The organism is Achromobacter sp. JD-1 (genome assembly GCF_038594925.1).
Classification (GTDB): domain Bacteria; phylum Pseudomonadota; class Gammaproteobacteria; order Burkholderiales; family Burkholderiaceae_B; genus Achromobacter; species Achromobacter spanius_C.
This window is the reverse complement of the sequence record NZ_JBCGCS010000004.1, coordinates 28,625-45,334: the sequence shown is the minus strand read 5'-3', so window position 1 is coordinate 45,334 and position 16,710 is coordinate 28,625. Positions and strand designations below refer to the sequence as shown.

Annotated in this window: 16 protein-coding genes; all 16 read right to left on the bottom strand. The window is 61.4% G+C overall.

Annotated elements, in window-relative coordinates:
* Positions 1 to 284: 284 nt before the first annotated feature.
* The 16 genes from WBR68_RS07790 to ndk all read right to left on the bottom strand — a co-directional run bounded on the left by WBR68_RS07790 (position 285) and on the right by ndk (position 16,501).
* Positions 285 to 827 carry a phosphoribosyltransferase gene (locus WBR68_RS07790; protein ID WP_050446296.1) on the bottom strand — a complete coding sequence of 181 codons (543 nt, stop codon included), beginning with the start codon at positions 825 to 827 and terminating at the stop codon, positions 285 to 287.
* 81 nt (positions 828 to 908) lie between these two features.
* Positions 909 to 2,204, bottom strand: coding sequence for an adenylosuccinate synthase (locus WBR68_RS07785; protein WP_230693812.1), 1,296 nt, complete (start codon positions 2,202 to 2,204; stop codon positions 909 to 911).
* 76 nt (positions 2,205 to 2,280) lie between these two features.
* Positions 2,281 to 3,438, bottom strand: a complete 1,158-nt coding sequence (locus tag WBR68_RS07780) for an ATP phosphoribosyltransferase regulatory subunit (protein WP_050446294.1) — start codon at positions 3,436 to 3,438, stop codon at positions 2,281 to 2,283.
* Positions 3,439 to 3,703: 265 nt separating this feature from the next.
* Positions 3,704 to 4,609, bottom strand: a complete 906-nt coding sequence (gene hflC, locus WBR68_RS07775; RefSeq protein ID WP_050446293.1) for a protease modulator HflC — start codon at positions 4,607 to 4,609, stop codon at positions 3,704 to 3,706.
* An 18-nt stretch (positions 4,610 to 4,627) separates the two neighbouring features.
* Positions 4,628 to 5,932: an FtsH protease activity modulator HflK gene (gene hflK, locus WBR68_RS07770; protein ID WP_050446292.1), complete on the bottom strand. Its 1,305-nt coding sequence runs from the start codon at positions 5,930 to 5,932 to the stop codon at positions 4,628 to 4,630.
* On the bottom strand, positions 5,898 to 7,004 hold the full coding sequence (gene hflX, locus WBR68_RS07765; RefSeq protein ID WP_050446291.1) for a GTPase HflX: 1,107 nt from the start codon (positions 7,002 to 7,004) through the stop codon (positions 5,898 to 5,900). The genes hflK and hflX overlap by 35 nt, the downstream gene beginning before the upstream one ends.
* A gap of 84 nt (positions 7,005 to 7,088) precedes the next feature.
* Positions 7,089 to 7,325 (bottom strand): RNA chaperone Hfq, encoded by a 237-nt coding sequence (gene hfq / locus WBR68_RS07760; protein WP_006218585.1) that lies wholly within the window; start codon positions 7,323 to 7,325, stop codon positions 7,089 to 7,091.
* Positions 7,326 to 7,483: 158 nt separating this feature from the next.
* Positions 7,484 to 8,557 carry a histidinol-phosphate transaminase gene (hisC, locus tag WBR68_RS07755; protein ID WP_230693811.1) on the bottom strand — a complete coding sequence of 358 codons (1,074 nt, stop codon included), beginning with the start codon at positions 8,555 to 8,557 and terminating at the stop codon, positions 7,484 to 7,486.
* Positions 8,558 to 8,560: 3 nt separating this feature from the next.
* Positions 8,561 to 9,913: a ribosome biogenesis GTPase Der gene (der, locus tag WBR68_RS07750; protein ID WP_050446289.1), complete on the bottom strand. Its 1,353-nt coding sequence runs from the start codon at positions 9,911 to 9,913 to the stop codon at positions 8,561 to 8,563.
* 25 nt (positions 9,914 to 9,938) lie between these two features.
* Positions 9,939 to 11,096 (bottom strand): outer membrane protein assembly factor BamB, encoded by a 1,158-nt coding sequence (bamB, locus tag WBR68_RS07745; protein ID WP_230693810.1) that lies wholly within the window; start codon positions 11,094 to 11,096, stop codon positions 9,939 to 9,941.
* A 5-nt stretch (positions 11,097 to 11,101) separates the two neighbouring features.
* Complete coding sequence (locus WBR68_RS07740; protein ID WP_050446287.1) at positions 11,102 to 11,740, bottom strand: YfgM family protein; 639 nt, start codon at positions 11,738 to 11,740, stop codon at positions 11,102 to 11,104.
* 3 nt (positions 11,741 to 11,743) lie between these two features.
* On the bottom strand, positions 11,744 to 13,030 hold the full coding sequence (hisS, locus tag WBR68_RS07735; RefSeq protein ID WP_127183977.1) for a histidine--tRNA ligase: 1,287 nt from the start codon (positions 13,028 to 13,030) through the stop codon (positions 11,744 to 11,746).
* 55 nt (positions 13,031 to 13,085) lie between these two features.
* Entirely contained in the window at positions 13,086 to 14,372 is a 1,287-nt protein-coding gene (gene ispG / locus WBR68_RS07730; RefSeq protein WP_050446285.1) for a flavodoxin-dependent (E)-4-hydroxy-3-methylbut-2-enyl-diphosphate synthase, read from the bottom strand.
* 13 nt (positions 14,373 to 14,385) lie between these two features.
* Positions 14,386 to 14,880: a helix-turn-helix domain-containing protein gene (locus WBR68_RS07725; protein WP_050446284.1), complete on the bottom strand. Its 495-nt coding sequence runs from the start codon at positions 14,878 to 14,880 to the stop codon at positions 14,386 to 14,388.
* A complete protein-coding gene (gene rlmN, locus WBR68_RS07720; RefSeq protein ID WP_050446283.1) occupies positions 14,877 to 16,031 on the bottom strand; it encodes a 23S rRNA (adenine(2503)-C(2))-methyltransferase RlmN in 1,155 nt (384 codons plus the stop codon). The genes WBR68_RS07725 and rlmN overlap by 4 nt, the downstream gene beginning before the upstream one ends.
* A gap of 44 nt (positions 16,032 to 16,075) precedes the next feature.
* Positions 16,076 to 16,501: a nucleoside-diphosphate kinase gene (gene ndk, locus WBR68_RS07715; RefSeq protein WP_006218576.1), complete on the bottom strand. Its 426-nt coding sequence runs from the start codon at positions 16,499 to 16,501 to the stop codon at positions 16,076 to 16,078.
* Positions 16,502 to 16,710: the final 209 nt, after the last annotated feature.

Sequence of the window (16,710 nt, the reverse complement as noted above, 5' to 3'; positions counted from 1 at the left end):
CGTGGAACCTTTGAAAGCGCAACCCGAGCTCTTGAAAAATGACGTAGCAGGAAAACATGCAGCGCTGCTTCAGCAGTACCAGATGCACGACCCACTTCTTGCCGTTTTTACGTTTTTCTCGGATTTCCGCTGGCTGTTTCCGTTACCCAAAGACTACCCAAAGAGTAACAAGCCAAGTTCGGTTTAGCGATAACCAGCGATTCTAGCATGGTCAGCGCAGCTTTGACTACTAGGGGGACACCAGGCGCATACACCTCCCCCCACATTCCGATCCTTACTACAGATCAGCTCGTGTGACCCTTGCGGATCCAGGCTTCCAGCTGATGCGGACGCAGGCTGTCGTAATCTTCGAACGGCTGGTGAATCCAGGGGTTCGTCGGCAGCTTTTCTACGTAATAGTCAGGCGTGGCTTGGGAATGCCCCTTCCACCACAGCACGGCACTGCGCAACTCCGTAATATCCGCGAATTGGCTTTTCAGATGGTCATAGACCTTGCTGAAGGTTTTCCCCGTATCAACCATGTCGTCCACCAGCAACACCCGGCCGGACAGCGTGCCGCGCGTAATGGTGATGAACTGGGCGATATCCATATCGCCCTGCTTCGTGCCGGCGGCTTCGCGATAGCTGCTGGTAGCAAGAATGCCAAGCGGCACGTCAAAAATACGGGACATAACATCGCCGACGCGCATGCCGCCGCGCGCCAGACACAAAATCTTGTCGAACTTCCATCCCGACTGATGCACCTGCAAGGTCAGGCGCTCGATCAACCGGTTGTAATCGTCCCACGTCACCCACAGATGGCTTTCATCATTGGTCGGCGTGCTCATAGGTAAGCATCTCCTGCTTAAAGATACGAAAAGGCCGCCGCCGGTATGAGACCGGCGGCGGCCTTTGGAATAATAACCCGATCAGCCCTTCAGGGGATGACGCAGGACAATGGTTTCATTGCGGTCAGGTCCCGTCGACACCAGGTCGATCGGCACACCGCAGACTTCCGCAACACGTTCCAGGTAACGACGGGCCGCCGCGGGCAGCTTGTCGTACTCGGTGATGCCGACAGTCGATTCCGACCAACCCGGCAGTTCTTCCAGAACCGGTTGCGCTTGCGCAACAGCGTGCGCGCCATAAGGCAGCACGTCGCGGAATTCGCCGTTCACCCGATAGCCCACGCCAAGTTGAATCGTTTCCAGACCATCAAGCACGTCCAGCTTGGTGATACACAGGCCGGAAATTCCATTCAGACGAACCGAACGCTTCAGCGCGGCGCCATCAAACCAGCCACAACGACGCGGACGCCCCGTGACCGAACCAAATTCCTTGCCGATGGTGGCCAGGCGGGTGCCGATCTCATCGACCAATTCCGTGGGGAACGGGCCAGAACCCACGCGGGTGGTGTACGCCTTGGTGATACCCAAGACGTAATCCAACTGCTGCGGGCCGACGCCAGCACCTGCGGACGCGGCGCCAGCCAAGCAATTGCTGCTGGTGACGAACGGGTACGTACCGTGGTCGACGTCAAGCAACGCGCCCTGCGCGCCTTCAAACAGGATGCGCTTGCCTTCCTGCTGCATTGCGTACAGATTGCTGGACACATCCTTGACCATCGGGGCGATGGCCGGAGCCAGCGCCATGGCCTGATCGCGCACCTCGTTGGCGGAAACCGCTTCGGCACCCAGGTACTTGGTCAGCACGAAGTTGTGGTAATCCAGCACTTCGGCCAGCTTCTCGTCAAACAGAGATGGGTTGAACAAATCCTGCACGCGCAAAGCGCGGCGAGCAACCTTGTCTTCGTAAGCCGGGCCGATGCCGCGACCGGTCGTGCCAATCTTGCCTTCGCCCTTGCGCGCCTCGCGCGCCTTGTCGATGGCCACGTGATAGGGCAGGATCAGCGGGCAGATTTCAGAGATCTGCAGGCGCGAGCGCACATCCAGACCGGCGGCTTCCAGCTCTTCGATTTCCTTGAGCAGGGCTTCCGGGGATAGCACGACACCATTGCCGATGAAGCAGGTGACACCAGGATGCATGATGCCCGACGGGATCAGGCGCAAAATCGTCTTCTTGCCGTTGATCCACAGCGTATGGCCGGCATTGTGACCACCCTGAAAGCGGACCACGCCCTGGACGGATTCCGCCAACCAATCGACGATCTTGCCTTTGCCCTCGTCACCCCATTGGGTGCCGATTACGACTACGTTCTTGCTCATGTTACGAATCAATATCGAGTTTCTCGGGAAATCCGGAAATCTCCCCGCGGCCCTCTCGTTTCCAAGAGGGAGTTAGTCACAGCGTTCTGACCGTCCAGGCGCCATCTTGCAGCGCCAGCTCGCGATCGCAAACGAATTCGTCCTGATCCTGCTCGTGACCGGGCAATACCTGAACGACAATTTCCCCTGACCGGCGCAGACGGCGCACCGCCTCGGTCAAGGCGGGGGCCTGCCCCCAGGGCGCACGAACCGCACGCGCCCGTTCCGCTGGCGGCAAACCCGCCGCCAGTTTGCGTAAATCAAGACTGAAACCGGTAGCCGGACGAGCCCGGCCGAATGCACGGCTGACGTCATCGTAGCGGCCGCCGCTGACCAGTGCGTCGTGCCAGCCTTCCGCGTACAGCGCGAACTTCACGCCGGAGTGGTAACCATAACCACCCACGTCGGCCAGATCGACGCCAAACGCCACATTCGGCATCGCGTCCACCAATGCTTGCAGCGCGTCCAGTGCGCTTGCCACACCGGGCAGCAACGGCAATTCCCGGCGCGCGTTCTTCAGCACTTCCGGGCCGCCGTACAAATTCGGCAGCAGGGTCAACGCTTTTAGCGTCTCTTCCCGCATGCCCGGCGCACGCGCAGCCAGCTCACTCAAACCAGGCACGTCTTTCTCGCGCAGCAGGCGGATTACATCTTCCGCCAACTCTACCGCCGCCGGGTCCGACTCGACAATGGCGCGAACCACACCCGGATGGCACAAGTCCAGACGGGGGTTACGCACCCCGGCAATCGCCACGGTTTCCAGCACAAGCTGGATGATTTCCAGATCGGCTTCAAAACCCGCATGACCGTAGATCTCGGCGCCGATCTGCAACAGCTCGCGGCTGGACAGCAGATCAGCCGGACGCGCGTGCAGCACGTTGCCGCAATAGCACAGGCGGGTCACGCCAGCGCGATTCAACAAGTGCGCGTCAATGCGCGTGACCTGAGGAGTCATGTCGGCCCGTACACCCAGAGTGCGCCCCGTCAGCTGATCAACCAGCTTGCAAGTGCGCAGATTCAGATCGCTACCGGTGCCCGACAGCAATGAATCGATGTATTCGACCAGGGGCGGCGCGACGAGCTCGAAGCCGTATGTACGATACAGATCGAGAAGTTCGCGGCGCAATTCCTCGATGCGCCGGGCCTCTGCCGGAAGTACGTCGGCAAGGCTCTCGGGCAGCAACCAGTTACCCATGAATGTTTACCTGAATAACGCCAAGTGATGCGTGGGCGTCGCCCAAACGAAAAAGCGGCTGAGGGGGCGTAAGCCCGCTCAGCCGCTGCGGAATGTTTTCTAGCTTACGCGGTATTGTACATGAGTCAGCGAACAGCGCCAGCCGGGATCAGGGGCCCACAAACCGTCCCTCTAATACCTCTGGGCGCCCTTCGCCATAGCCAGGAATCAAGAAAAAGCCCCTTGGATACCCAAGGGGCTTTCAGCACCGAGGCGCGTCGCCAACTTACTTGGCTGGGGGCACGGTCACCGGCGCCAATGCTTCGCCGGCGGGGTCTTTCATGAACTGGAAGAAACTGGAGCTGGGGTCAACCACCAGCACGTCGCCCGGCTTCGAGAACGATGCGCGGTAGGCTTCCAGGCTCTTGTAGTACGTGTAGAACTGCGGGTTCTTGCCATAGGCCTGCGCATAGATCGCGGCGGCGGCGGCGTCGCCTTCACCCATGATGCCCTGCGCCTTGGCATAAGCCTCGGCCACGACCTCTTCGCGCGTACGATCCGCTTCGGCGCGGATCTTTTCGCCTTCGGCGGCACCGATGGAACGCAGCTCGTTGGCGACGCGCGTACGCTCCGCTTCCATGCGGCGGTAGACCGATTCCGAAATTTCCGGCGCGAACTCAATGCGGCGCAAGCGCACGTCGACGATCTGCACGCCCAAGGGCTCGGCGCGCTTGGCCACGTTGGCAAGGATCTCGGCCATGATCTTGTCGCGTTCGGTCGAGACCACATCGCGCACCGTGCGCACGTTCACCGAAGCATTCAAGGCATCGCGGATCAGCGCTTGCAGGCGCTCTTGCGCGACGCGCTCGTTGCCGCCCGTCGAAACGTAGTATTGACGGGGGTCCGCAATACGCCATTTGACGTAGGAATCGATCAGCAGGTTCTTCTTTTCAGAAGTCTGGATGCGTTCGGCTTCGTTGGTTTCGATAGTCAGAATGCGCTTGTCCAGCGTCACGACATTCTGAAACGGGGGCGGAGCCTTGAAATACAGGCCAGGTTCATTGATGGTCTTGCGCACTTCACCCAGCGAGAACACCAGGGCGTAGTCGCGCTCGCGCACGACGAAGACTGAGGACGACAGGGCAGCCAGCACGATAAGCAGGCCGACCAGGATGGGCATGAGACGTTGCATGATCAGAATTCCTCCGGGTTAGCGCGACATGCGGTCGCGAGGCAGCGTGTTGCTATTGCTGCTGCCGGAAGATTGGGGCACCGGGACCACGTTGCTACGCAACGGCGGTTGAACCGGCGGACTGATCAACGCGGGCGAACCCGGGTTGCCGACGGCGGACTTGCCACCGTCTTGAGCGGCCAGATTCATGATCTTGTCCAAGGGCAAATACAACATGTTGTTGTTGCTCTTGGTGTCGACCATGACCTTGGTGGCGCGTGTGAAGATGTCCTGCATGCTTTCCAGGTACATGCGCTGGCGCATGACCAGCGGGGCCTTTTCGTATTCACCCAGAATGCTGGTGAAGCGGGACGTATTACCCTGCGCATCGCCAACAACCTTGGCCTTGTAGCCTTCAGCCTGTTCAGTCATGCGCGACGCCTGGCCACTGGCCAGCGGCACAACCTGGTTGGCATAGGCCTGACCTTCGTTGATTTGACGCTCGCGGTCTTGACCGGCCTTGACGGCGTCGTCGAAGGCGGCTTGAACCTGCTCGGGCGGCTGCACGTTCTGGATGGCCACGGTGCTGACCTGCACGCCACTTTGGTAGCGATCCAGGATCTGTTGCATCAATTCCTGTACTTGCGTGGCCACCTGGGTACGGCCTTCGTAAAGAACGAAGTCCATCGTCTGTTTGCCCACGACTTCGCGCATGGCCGTTTCAGAGGCTTGGCGGACGGATTCGTCCGGGTCGCGCGTTTCGAACAGATAGTCAGGCGCGCCATCGGCACGCAGACGGTATTGCACGACGAACTGCATGTCGACGATGTTCTCGTCCGTCGTCAGCATCAGCGCTTCAGGCAGGACCTTGTTGCGCGAACCGCCACGGAAACCGACTTCGAACGTGCGCAATTGCGACACGTTGACGATTTCGTGGCTTTGAATGGGATACGGCAGACGCCACTGGAAACCGGCTTGCGACGTGCTCTTGTATTTGCCGAACTGGGTCACAACCGCGACCTGGCCTTCTTGCACGATGTAGAAGCCACTGGCCAGCCAGATGCCCGCCGCAACCAAGGCGATAACGCCCAGGCCGATGCGCGCGCCACGCGGCGAAGGCGGCGTCATGCCGCCTCGATTGTTGGGGCGGTTATTACCACCGCCACCGCCCTTGCGACCGAACAGCGAGCCGATGCGATTGTTGAAATCGCGCCAGACTTCGTCCAGGTCAGGTGGGCCGTCTCCACTGCCTTGAGGCCGCTTCGGCGGCGGCTCGGAGCCATTGTTGTTCCCACGACCCCAACCGGGGTCATTCAGATTGAAGAGTTTGATAATTCGCGGCATTGTTTCCCACAATCTGTCCGGTCTCCGCAATTGCCCCGCGCAACGCATCCAAACCGGCGCGCTCGGTAGCGCTTACAAATACTCGCGCAATCGTACCATGTGCATCGCGCTCCACCCGGGGTTCGAGTCCAGCCCGGTCAATCTTGTTGTATACCAGAATGGTCGGGATGGCGGAGGCGCCGATTTCAGCAAGTACCTTGTTCACTTCAAAAATCTGCTCATCGCGCTGTGGACTGGCGGCATCCACCACATGCAGCAGTAGATCGGCGTGCACCGTTTCTTCCAGTGTTGCGCGAAACGCCGCGATCAGGCCGTGCGGCAGATCGCGTATGAACCCTACGGTGTCCGACACCACGACGGAGCCGGCGCCTTCGATCCAGATACGGCGGGTGGTCGTATCGAGTGTCGCAAAAAGCTGGTCGGCAGCGTAGCTGTCCGCACGCGTCAGCGCATTGAACAGCGTGGACTTCCCGGCGTTGGTGTAACCCACCAGAGACACCGACAAGGCACCGCCGCGCGCCCGCGCTCGTCGCTGGGTCACACGCTGGCGTTCAACCCGGTCCAGGCGCTCGCGCAGCGTCTTGACTTTGGCACCGATCATGCGGCGGTCCATCTCAAGCTGCGATTCACCCGGGCCGCGCATCCCGATACCGCCGCGCTGACGCTCCAAGTGACTCCACATGCGCGTCAGGCGCGTGGCCAAATGCTGCAACTGTGCCAGCTCGACCTGCAATTTGCCCTCATGGCTTTTGGCACGTAGCGCGAAAATATCCAGAATGAGGGCAACGCGGTCCACCACGCGCAGATTGAAAGCGCGTTCAAGGTTGCGTTGCTGGGCGGGCGACAACGGTTGGTCAAACAGAACGATGTCGGCCAACAGGGCTTGCGCCATGCCGACCGCTTCATCGGCCTTGCCGGAACCGATGAAGAACTTGGCGTCGGGCCGGTCGCGCCGAGCGGTCAGCGTGCCGACGACTTCCGCGCCAGCACCCTTGGCCAGCATGGCGAATTCCTCGGCGTGGGCAGCGAAGTCCGGGTCACCCAGGTCAACGCTGATAATCAAAGCGCGCATACATGCACCATATTGGAGCCAAAGCGAAAATGCCCGCCGACGTCAACCGTCTGGCGGGCAAAAAAAGGTAAAGCTGGAGCGAGACTATTCAGCAGGGACTTCCACCTGGAAATTTACGGCGCGCGCGGGAACAACGGTGGAAATGGCATGCTTGTAAACCATTTGCGTGACCGTATTGCGCAGCAACACCACGTACTGATCAAAAGATTCGATTTGCCCTTGAAGCTTGATACCGTTCACCAAGTAGATCGACACGGGCACATGATCCTTGCGCAACGTGTTCAGGAACGGATCTTGCAGAGTTTGCCCTTTATTGCTCATTGGCCAGGCTCCATTTGTTTGTTATTGAATGATGACGTGCTTTCTTGTACTGGTGGAGCACATCGAAGCATGTACTCTACAGGGTTTTCCCGGCCCGTGCTACTTGGCCAGGAAGCAAAAGTGACACCAGAGATTTCAAGCTGAGAAGGCTCTGAAAATCACGTATGCAGCACCTCCGCAAGCGCTTTCAGAAGCAGGTTTACCTGCTCGTTGGTGCCGACGGTAATGCGAAGAAACTGATCGATGCGCGCATGGCGGAAATGGCGCACGATGATGCTGCGCTCGCGCAGGGCGGCGGCCAGGCCCGCAGCGTCTTGCGAGGGATGCCGCGCGAAGACGAAATTCGCAGCCGACGGCAACACTTCAAAGCCCAACGCGTTCAGGCCCGCCGTCATCCGCGACCGGGTTTCGATCACGGCTTGGCGAGTCCGTTCAAAGTACTCTGTATCCTCCAATGCCGCCACTGCTCCGGCCGACGCCAGGCGATCAATGGGGTAGGAGTTGAAACTGTTCTTTACGCGCTCAAGCCCATCGATAAGCTCGGCGCTACCCACCGCGAAGCCCACACGCAGGCCAGCCAGCGAACGCGACTTGGACAGCGTCTGCACCACCAGCAGGTTGTCGTAACGAGCCACCAGCGGCACCGCGGATTCGCCGCCAAAGTCCACATAGGCTTCGTCCACCACGACGACAGCATCGGGGTTGGCTGCCACAATGCGCTCGATGTCAGCCAGGCTCAGGGCTCGGCCGGTGGGCGCATTGGGATTCGGGAAGATGATGGCGCCTGACTGCCCGTTCGCCCCCGGCAGGTAGTCATCAACATTGATGGAAAAGTCCGCCGCCAATGGCACCGTTTCGTACTGGATGCCGTACAGCCCGCAATAGACGGGATAAAAGCTGTAGGTGATATCCGGAAAACGCAGCGGCTTGTCGTGCTTGAGCAGCGCAAGAAAAGCGTGCGCAAGCACCTCGTCGGAACCGTTGCCGACAAAGACCTGGCTCGCCTGCACGCCAACGGTGGCCGCAATGGTTTGGCGTAGCTGGTCGGATGAAGGGTCCGGATAAAGCTTTAGCGTGTCGTCAGTAGCAGCGCGGATGGCCTCGAGCACCTTGGGCGAAGGCCCGTAAGGATGCTCGTTGGTGTTCAGCTTGACCAGATTCTGAAGCTTGGGCTGCTCGCCCGGAACATACGGACTGAGCGTCCCGACCACGGGACTCCAGAAACGGCTCATGGATCAGCTTTCCTGCGCGTAAGGGTTGTGCGACGACTTGAATTCGATGCGCAGCGGCGTGCCAGCCAGATCGAACGCGTTGCGGAAACGCGTTTCCAGATAGCGGCGATACGAATCGGGAATGGCATCCAGCGCGTTGCCGTGAATGACGACCAACGGCGGGTTCTGACCACCTTGGTGCGCGTAACGCATCTTGGGGCGGAAGATTCCCTTGCGCGGAGGCTGCTGCTGCTCGATGGCGGCCTGCAGCTCACGCGTCAGCTTCGGGGTGGACAGCTTGGCGAACGCTGCGGCATGCGCCGCGTTGATGGACTTCAGCAGCGGCTTGATGCCCTGCCCGCGCAACGCCGAAATCGTGTGCATGCGCGCGAACGACAGGAAGCGCAGCTTGCGCTGGAACTCGCGTTCGATGCGTTCCTTTTCCTCGCCGTCCAGGCCGTCCCACTTATTGATGGCAACCACTACGGCACGGCCTGTTTCCAGCACAAAGCCCGCAATGTGCGCATCCTGCTCGGAAATCTCGGTGTGCGCGTCCAGCATCAGCAGCACGACGTTGCTGGCCTCGATGGCCTGCAGCGTCTTGATGACGGAGAACTTCTCGACCGCTTCGAACACCTTGCCACGCTTGCGCAGGCCGGCGGTGTCGATCAGCGTGTAGCGGCGGCCATCGCGGTCGAAATCAATCTCGATGGCGTCGCGCGTCGTGCCGGGCAGGTCGAACGCAATCACGCGCTCTTCGCCCATCAGCGTATTGATGAGCGTCGACTTGCCCACGTTGGGACGGCCAACGATGGCAAGCTTGATGCGATGATCATGCTCGCCGTCTTCGAACGGCTCGTCTTCCGCTGGCGGCTCGGCCAGATCCTTCAGCGCGAGCTCGATCAGGTCGACGATGCCGTCGCCGTGCGCCGCCGAAATCGGATAGGGCTGGCCCAGGCCAAGTTCGTGGAATTCGGAAATGGCGGGGCCCAAGCCCATGCCTTCCGCCTTGTTCACCGCCAGCAGAACGCGCTGCTGACCAGACTTGCGCAGCAGTTGGGCGATCTCGTGGTCGTGAGCATTCAAGCCGGCGCGCGCGTCGACGAGAAATACCACGACGTCAGCTTCGGCAATGGCCTGCCGGGTCTGGCGCGCCATCTCCAGCAAGATACCGTCCTTGGCGACCGGTTCGAAACCGCCGGTATCGATCGCGATGAACGGGATCTCGCCTACCCTGCCCTCGCCATAATGGCGATCGCGGGTCAGGCCGGAAAAATCGGCCACCAACGCGGCGCGAGATCGCGTCAGGCGATTGAAAAGGGTCGACTTCCCCACATTGGGGCGACCGACCAGGGCAACGACAGGCTTGAAAGACACGGTGTAAGGCTTTGTTCTATAAGTTTTAGTTGGTGCCGATCAGGACGAGATTGCCATTGCCCGTCTGGACCAGCACACCTTGGGGGGTGGTTTGCGGCGGCGAAACGACGGCGCCTCCACCCACGGACAGCCGAGCCATCAGGCTGCCATCACTACGCGACAGGAAGTGCAGATAGCCGTCCAGGTCGCCCACTGCAAGCGCGCCACCCAACAGCGCGGGCGCCGTCAGTTGGCGGTTCTTCAGGGCCGCCTGCTTCCACACGTTGCCGCCATTATCCAGCGCAAACGCACTGATGACGCTATTTTGATCCGCCGAATAGGCAAAGCGGTCATCCAGCGTCATACCGCTGACGCTGGAAAAGTCCTTGGCCCACAGCGGACGGCCACCAGCCGTAACGTCAAAGCAGACGATACGCCCTTGATAGGCCACTGCGCAAAGCAGATTGCCCGCGATACGCGGTGTGCCGACGACGTCGGTCAGGCGTTCAAGGTCGCTGGCGCCGCGCGGCGTGGCCACGGTGCCTTCCCATTGCACGTTGCCGCTATTCGACGCAATCGCCATCAACTTGCCGCCGGGCAGGCCCGAGATGACCAGGCCTTCGGCCAGAACCATCTGCGACACACTGCGCAAGGCCAACGAGGGGCCAGGACGCTGCACGCTCCAGACACGTTCGCCGCTATTGGCATCAAACGCCTGGATGCGGTAGTCACCGCTACGGACGACGACGATGCCGTAGCCCACCACGGGCGGTACGGTGACGTCGCTGGTGGCGCGGACCTTCCACTTGACCTTGCCGTTGTCGTCGAAGGCGATGACTTCGCCGTCAGGCGAGGCAACAGCGGTAGTGGTGCCGTCGCTGCCGGCACCGGCCGACAGCTTGGAGTCGGTCTTGGCCTTCCACAAAGCGCGGCCGCTTTGCAGGTCGAATTTGCCGACCGAACCATCCGGCGTGGCGGCGTAAACGGCGGACCCCAGCACGGTGGGCGCGAAGCCCAGGCCGGATCCGCTGCCGATCGACGTGGACCAGATCTGACGCACCGACATGCCGGCCTTGTACTCGGTCAACGGCGCGGGATCGTAACGGCCGTCATCATGGGAAAACAGGCCGCAGCCGCTCAAGGCAAGCAAGCTCGCCAGGCAAACGACGCCACGCCATGTACGACCAGGTGCAAATTTACGCATTACAGTCACGCTCCGCTCAGGGCATCCAATTTCAGTTGCACGGCTTGGGTCAACGGATTCGCCGTACCCAGGCCATCAATGGCGCTTTGCCATGCCGCACGCGCCTCATCGCGCTTGCCTTGAGCGGCAAGGACATCGCCACGGCGATCCGCAAACAAGGCGGCAAAGGCCGCTGGCGGGTTGTTCAACTGCGCCAACGCGGCGTCGAACTGCTTTTGATCCAGCAGCATGCCGGCCAGGCGCAGACGCGCGACGGCTTGCATGGCAGGGTTCTTGCCTTGCGCAGCCAGCCATTCCAACTGTTCACGCGCACCGGCATCGTCCTTCTGGGCTTGCAGCGCCTGCGCCGCAACCAGGGCGCCGCGCGCGGCATAGCCCGTTGCAGGATACTGTTCGCGCAGCGTGGCGGCGGCGGCCTTGATGCGCACCGACGAGTCCGCGCCGCCCAGGCGAGCAGCATCTTCCAGTGCTTCAAAATAGCCCATGGCCTGGTTGGTGCGATGCGATTCGTAAGCCTTCCAGCCCCACCATCCGCCCCACGCCAGCGCCACCACGGCAAACAGCGTCACGACCAGCGTGCCGTATCGCGCCCACCAAGCCTTGATGGCGTCCAGCTTTTCCTGTTCTTCGAGATCGTATGCCATGCCTTAACCCTTGTTGTTCAGTACCGCGGCCAGGTCCGCAAGCGGCACCTGCTGCTGCGCGTTGTCGCCCTGCGCGTCCGCACGCAAATATTTGACGCTGGCCGTCTGCGACGCGACTTCATCGGCGCCAAGAATAACCGCAACGCGAGCGCCGCTGGCATCCGCACGCTTGAATTGAGACTTGAAGCCTGCCGAACCGGCGTGCACGATCACGGACAGACCGGCGTCGCGCAAGGTTTCGCCGACGCTGGCAGCCAGGCGCTGTGCCGCGTCGCCTTGGTGCACGACATAGACATCGCATTCCGCGGGCGCGTCCAACTGGACGCTTTGCTCCCAGAGATCAAGCAGGCGTTCCATGCCGATCGCGAAGCCAACCGCCGGGGCAGGCTTGCCGCCCAGCAGTTCGATCAGGCCGTCGTAGCGGCCGCCGCCGCACACGGTGCCTTGGGAACCGAGACGGTCGGTGACCCACTCGAACACGGTCAGGTTGTAGTAGTCCAGGCCGCGCACCAGTCGCGGGTTCAAGCTGTATTCGATGCCGGCTTCGGTCAGACGCTGGCACACGCCTTCGAAGTGCGCACGGGATTCATCGCCCAGGAAATCAAACAGGCGCGGCGCGCTGTTCGCCATTTCCTGCATGGCCGGATTCTTGGTGTCCAGCACGCGCAGCGGATTGGTGTACAGGCGGCGCTGGCCGTCTTCGTCGAGAATGTCGCGGTGCTTTTCCAGGTGTTCGATCAGCGCGGCGCGATGCGCGGCGCGCTCAGCGGGCTGGCCCAGCGAATTAAGCTCAAGGCGCACGTCCTTCAAACCCAGCAGCTTCCACAAACGGGCCAGCATGACGATGAGCTCGGCATCCACGTCAGGGCCGACAAAGCCCAGCGCTTCGACGTCGATCTGGTGGAACTGGCGGTAGCGACCGCGCTGCGGGCGTTCGTGGCGAAAAACCGGGCCGATCGAATAAACGCGCTGCGGGCGGTCATAGAGCAAGTTGTGCTCAATGGAAGCGCGCACGATGCCGGCCGTCATTTCAGGACGCATCGTCAACGACTCACCGTTCAAGGCGTCGGTGAACGTGTACATTTCTTTTTCGACGATGTCGGTCACTTCGCCGATGCCGCGCGTGAACAGGCGCGTATGCTCAAGCACGGGCGTACGCACGTTGCGATAGCCGTAGCCGCGCAGCCAGCCGCGCACGATTTCCTCGAATTGTTCCCAGCGGGCGCTCGGCCCGGGCAACACGTCATTCATGCCGCGTATGGCGGCGACTTTCTGGAAAGCTTGAGTCATCTTGATCATGCCGCATCGCGCACCTGTCGGCGCGCTTGCGGCTACACCCTTTCTTTTAATGAGAGGCGAGCACGCCGTACCGGCGCGCCACGTAGTCTTCGACGATGGCCTGGAACTCTTCGGCGATATGGTCGCCCTTGAGGGTGACCGTGCGTTCGCCATCCACGAATACCGGCGCAGCGGGCACTTCACCCGTTCCCGGCAGACTGATACCGATATCGGCATGGCGGCTTTCGCCCGGCCCATTGACCACACAGCCCATGACCGCAACGTTCATGCTTTCGACGCCGGGGTACTGCGCCTTCCAGACCGGCATCTGGCGACGCAGGTAGGACTGAATGCTGTCGGCAAGTTCCTGGAAGAACGTGCTGCTGGTGCGGCCGCAACCGGGGCAGGCGACCACCATGGGAGTGAACGCGCGCAGGCCCATGGTCTGCAGGATTTCTTGCGCCACGATGGCTTCGCGGCTTCGGTCGCCGCCAGGTTCCGGCGTCAACGAAATACGAATGGTGTCGCCGATGCCTTGCTGCAACAGCACGGCGAGCGCGGCGGTGGACGCCACGATGCCCTTGCTTCCCATGCCGGCTTCAGTCAGGCCCAGGTGCAGCGGATAGTCGCAGCGGGCCGACAGGTCGCGGTAAACCGCAATCAAATCCTGCACGTGACTGACCTTGCACGACAGAATGATAGCGTCACGGCGCAAGCCCAATTCCTCGGCGCGCTGCGCATTGCTGATGGCCGACACGACCAGCGCGTCGCGCATCACGGCCTGGGCCTCCCAGGGTTGCGCACGGCGGCTGTTTTCGTCCATCTTGCGCGCCATCAGTTCGTGGTCCAGGCTGCCCCAGTTCACGCCGATGCGCACGGGCTTGTCGTAACGGCAAGCCACTTCGATCATCTGTGCAAAGTTGTCGTCGCGCCGCTTGCCGCCGCCCATGTTGCCGGGGTTGATCCGGTACTTGGACAGCGCCTGTGCGCACTCCGGAAACTGCGTCAGCAGTTTGTGGCCGTTGTAGTGGAAATCGCCCACCAACGGCACGTTCACGCCCATGCGATCAAGCTGTTCGCGGATGGCGACCACTTCGCGGGCCGCCTCGGGCGTGTTGACGGTGATACGGACCAGCTCGGAGCCGGCCAGCGCCAGCTCCTTGACCTGGATCGCCGTGGCGATGGGGTCGGCGGTATCGGTGTTGGTCATGGACTGCACCACGACCGGGGCGTCGCCCCCAACCATGACAACGCGATCGCCCCACTTCACCGCTACGGAGCGGGTGGCGCGGCGCATGGCGGCCCCGACAGAGGGAGGCGGCGCATCGTGGCAAGGCAGAGAGGAATCTTGCATCGGTGGAACCGGTTTACTTGGTGGGCTTGGGCAGCCAGTCGAACGGCAGCCAATGCTGCGGCAACCAGCCTTGCCAGAAGGCATATGCCACGCCGGCGGCCAGCACCAGGACAATGGCGATCAACCAGCCCCAAGAGGTGGACGACGAACGGTCGTCATCAGCGCTGGACTGGGGAATGGAGTGCGCCGAATGCAGCGCGCCCGGACTCAGCTTGACAGGGCCGGTAACGCGGGCCTTGGGGTCAAGCGAATCGACGATGGCTTGGGAATCAGCACCCAGCAGGCGCGCATAGTTACGGACCAGGCCACGCAGGGAAACGCCCGTGGGCAAGTCAGCCCACGCTTCGTTTTCTAGAGCTTCGATCTGCTTCGGGGAAAACTTGATGCGGCTGGAAACCTCGTCCAGCGACCAGCCCTTGGCCTGGCGCAGCGAGCGCAATGCCGAGCCAATATTGCCAGCATCGCCGGCGGGCGTTTCAGAAACTGCAGAAGCAACATCCTGCGTCATGCATGCACCTGTTTAATTGGTATGGTCTGGCGCTGTGCGGCGTTGCGCTCGGTAATCCGAGTGCGGTCGCGCACTTCTCCGGCCAGTTGACCACAAGCCGCATCGATGTCGTCGCCCCGGGTCTTGCGCACGGTCGTGATGATGCCGGCGTCCATCAGCCGCTGCGCAAACACCTTCACGCGGGCGGAGTTGGAACGCTTCAGGCCCGACTCTGGGAAGGGGTTGAACGGAATCAGATTGAGCTTGCAACGCAACTGGCGTGCAATTTGGATCAGTTCCTTGGCGTGCTGGTCGGTATCGTTGATGCCGTCCAGCATGCAGTATTCAAAAGTGATGAAGTCGCGCGGGGCAAACGCCAGATAGCGCTCGCAGGCCGCCAGCAACTCTTTCAGCGGGTACTTCTTGTTCAGCGGCACGAGTTCGTCGCGCAGCGCATCGTTGGGCGCGTGCAGCGACACTGCCAGCGCCACCGGACAGTCTTGCGACAGGCGGTCCATCATGGGCACCACGCCCGACGTGGACACCGTGACACGGCGGCGCGACAGGCCGTAGGCGTTGTCGTCCAGCATCAGGCGCAGGGCCGGCAGCACCTGATCGTAATTGAGCAGGGGCTCGCCCATGCCCATCATCACCACGTTGCTGACGACGCGCGTGTCTTCGGTAGCCTTGGCGTTCGCCAGGCGGGCGGTGCCGATATCGGCTTCCAGCACGCGCTTGGCCCACCACAACTGGCCGATGATTTCGCTGGTTTTCAGGTTGCGGTTAAAGCCCTGATGCCCGGTTGAGCAAAAGCGGCAATTGACCACGCAGCCGGCTTGGCTGGAAATACAAAGGGTGCCGCGATCATCTTCGGGAATGAAGACGGTTTCGATGGCATTGCCCTGCCCCACGTCGAACAGCCACTTGCGGGTGCCGTCGGTCGAGCGCTGCTCGATATTGACGGGCAAGGCCTCGATGCGGCAGTTGGACGCGAGCTGGCTGCGGAATTCGCGAGCCAGATCGGTCATGGCGTCGAACGAATCGGCGCCGCGCTGGTGCATCCAGCGCTGCAACTGACGGGCGCGAAACGGCTTGCCGCCCCACTGCCCGACAAGTTCGGACAGGGCGGAGCCATCCAGCCCCAGCAGATTGATTCGTTCGACGGATTCCATGACCTGGGTAACGCTAAAAAACTAATTCAGTGCTTACGCGAAAATCAACGGCTGTGGATGTTGATTTCGGGGAAGAAGAAAGCAACTTCAACGGCAGCCGTTTCCGGAGCGTCCGAGCCGTGCACGGCGTTGGCGTCGATGCTGTCGGCGAAGTCGGCGCGGATGGTGCCGGCTTCGGCCTTCTTCGGGTCCGTGGCGCCCATCAGGTCGCGGTTCTTCTGGATGGCGTCTTCACCTTCCAGCACTTGCACGAACACCGGGCCCGAGATCATGAAGTCGACCAGGTCCTTGAAGAAGGGGCGTTCCTTGTGCACGGCGTAGAAACGCTCGGCATCGGCGCGCGACAGTTGCGCCAGGCGGGCAGCGATGACCTTCAGGCCGGCTTGCTCGAAGCGGCCGACGATCTGGCCGATGACGTTCTTGGCGACGGCGTCGGGCTTGATGATCGAGAGGGTGCGTTGGATGGACATTAGGAACTCCGAAAGCTGATTTCTGACTGGTTTCTGATGAATTGCCTGGCGTGGCTCTGCACTTGTCGGTGTCACCCTTGAAGTGTCATCGCGCGATGGGCGCGCAGGCGGTCCGGCGTGTTTGAACGATTCCGTTGAACATTCCGGGCCGGCCTGAACCGCTTGCCAAGGCAGGGATTCGACACTGGCCACCGATCGGACGTGCCCAT